Here is a 2,362-nt window from a genome sequence, read left to right as displayed (position 1 = left end):
GTACAAATGTTTCTATCCCTATGGAACCACAAGAATCTGTGTTTGTTGTTTTTAGAGATTCTTCAGCCAACTCTCCAAAAGTAGCTTATAAAGACCGAAGTGATTTGCCAAAACCTTCATTTTCAGTAGATGAAAAGACTAATCTTGTAATGCAGGTATTTAAAAACGGAGGCTATACAAGTTTGGTAAATAATTCAGAAAATTGGAAAATAAAAGTAAAAGATATTCCAAATCCTGTTGAAATAAAAGGAAATTGGCAAATTGATTTTAGAGAAGAAGATTTTTATAAAGCAACCATAAAAACCGATTCCTTGTTTGATTGGACAACACACAGCACAGAGGAAATTAAACATTATTCTGGAACCGCTATTTACAAAACAACATTCAATATTGAAAAAAGGTTTTTGAAGTCTGATAGACAATTTCAACTCAATTTGGGCAAAGTGAATGTTATTGCAAAAGTGATTTTGAATGGAAAAGATATAGGCATAAGTTGGTTAGCACCGTACACTTTAGATGTGACTTCTGCATTGAAGAAAGGAACAAATACTTTAGAAATCCAATTAACTAACCAATGGACAAACCGTTTAATTGGGGATGAAAAATTACCCAATCAAACTGGTTATGATATTAGAAGAGGGCAACCTGGTTTTGGCGACGAAAACTTTAGAGGCAAGTTTAATAAAATGCCAGAATGGTTTAGAAATAATGAGCCATTACCTGAAGGTCCTCGAAAAACCTTTAGTGCCTACGGATTTCAAAAAGCAACCGATCCATTATTACCTTCTGGATTGTTAGGTCCTATTACCATTTCTGTGTCAAAAATTATAAAAAAATAACCAGACAAATAATGAAAAAGGTATATATCATTGCGTTTACACTTCTGTGTTTGTGCTTCAGTAATTGTGCTGAAAATAAAAGCGTAAGTAAAAGTATAACGCTAGAAGAAGGTTTTCATAATCCGCCAAACGAAGCAAAGGCTAGAACTTGGTGGCATTGGATAAGCGGAAATGTATCTAAATCTGGAATAACAAAAGATTTAGAAGCCATGAAGCAAGTAGGCATTCAAGAGGCACAATTGTTTAATGTACACTTGGAGTTTCCACAAGGTCCCGTAAAATATTTAAGCGAAGACTGGTTAGATTTGTTTAAATTCTCAGCAGAAGAAGCCAAACGTTTGGGCTTAGAATTGGCGTTTCATAATAGTGCAGGTTGGTCGTCAAGCGGTGGCCCTTGGGTAACGCCAGAAAATGCAATGCAAACTGTGGTATTTAGTGAAGTAACAGTTCAAGGTAATCAAACCTATAATAACCAATTGCCAAAACCTGAAACTAAATTTGATTATTATAAAGATATTGCAGTTTTGGCGTTTCCAAAACCAAAAGAAATTAAAAAGATTGATGGATTAGATTATAAAATATTATCAGAACGAGTTCGTAACCATCTTCTACCAGACACTCAAGAAATTCCAGAAAATGCAACCATTTCAAAAAAAACTGTTATTAATTTATCAGATAAAGTCTCTAAAGATGGACTTTTAGAATGGCAATTACCCAAAGGCGAGTGGATTGTATTAAGAATTGGGCATACACCAATTGGAACACAAAATCGTCCTGCTCCAGACGGTGGTAGAGGTCTAGAAGTAGATAAAATGAGTAAAAAAGCATTAGATGCGTATTGGGCAGGTGGTGTACAACCTATTATTGATAAACTTGGCAATTTAATCGGAACAACGGTAAACAATTGTTTAATTGATAGTTATGAAGTAGAAACTACCAATTGGACTGCTGGTTTTGATACTGAATTCGAAAAGCTAAGAGGTTACAACTTGCTGTCGTATTTGCCAACTTTAGCCGGTTACTATGTAGAAAGTGGTGAAACCTCAGAGCGCTTTTTATGGGATTTTAGAAGAACCATCGGCGACTTAATAGCCGAGAATTATTACGCACATTTTGGGGAGTTATGTCATAAAAATGGAATGAAATTTTCCGTAGAACCTTATTGGGGTCCTTTTGATAATATGCAAGTAGGTGCCACAGGAGACATTGTAATGTGTGAGTTTTGGAGTGGGGGTTATCCGTTTTTCGATTCTTCTAAATTTGTATCTTCTATTGCGCACTTAAATGGTAGTGCCATTGTTGGAGCAGAGTCATTTACAGGAATTGGTGGTTGGGATGAGCATCCTGCACAATTAAAATCTATTGGAGATAGAGCTTGGGCAGAAGGGATTACCCGATTTATTTTTCATACCTACGTGCACCAACCTTGGGATGTTGCTCCTGGTTTAGCGTTGAGTTATCACGGAACGGATTTTAACAGATTAAATACCTGGTGGACCCAAGGTAAAGCCTATATGGATTAT

The 2,362-nt window shown here is 35.8% G+C and carries 2 protein-coding genes; both read left to right on the top strand.

The window, feature by feature from the left end; translation table 11 throughout:
* A partial coding sequence (locus WBN21_RS15040) for a glycosylhydrolase-like jelly roll fold domain-containing protein (protein ID WP_424201701.1) occupies positions 1-839 on the top strand: 839 nt, incomplete at its 5' end.
* A gap of 11 nt (positions 840-850) precedes the next feature.
* Positions 851-2,362 (top strand): glycosyl hydrolase (locus tag WBN21_RS15035; RefSeq protein WP_424201699.1); only part of this gene is annotated, 1,512 nt, incomplete at its 3' end.

The sequence above is a fragment of the Algibacter sp. genome (assembly GCF_049667265.1).
In the GTDB taxonomy this organism is placed as follows: domain Bacteria; phylum Bacteroidota; class Bacteroidia; order Flavobacteriales; family Flavobacteriaceae; genus Algibacter_B.
The sequence above is the reverse complement of the archived record's forward strand: the minus strand, read 5'-3'. Positions and strand labels throughout refer to the sequence as shown.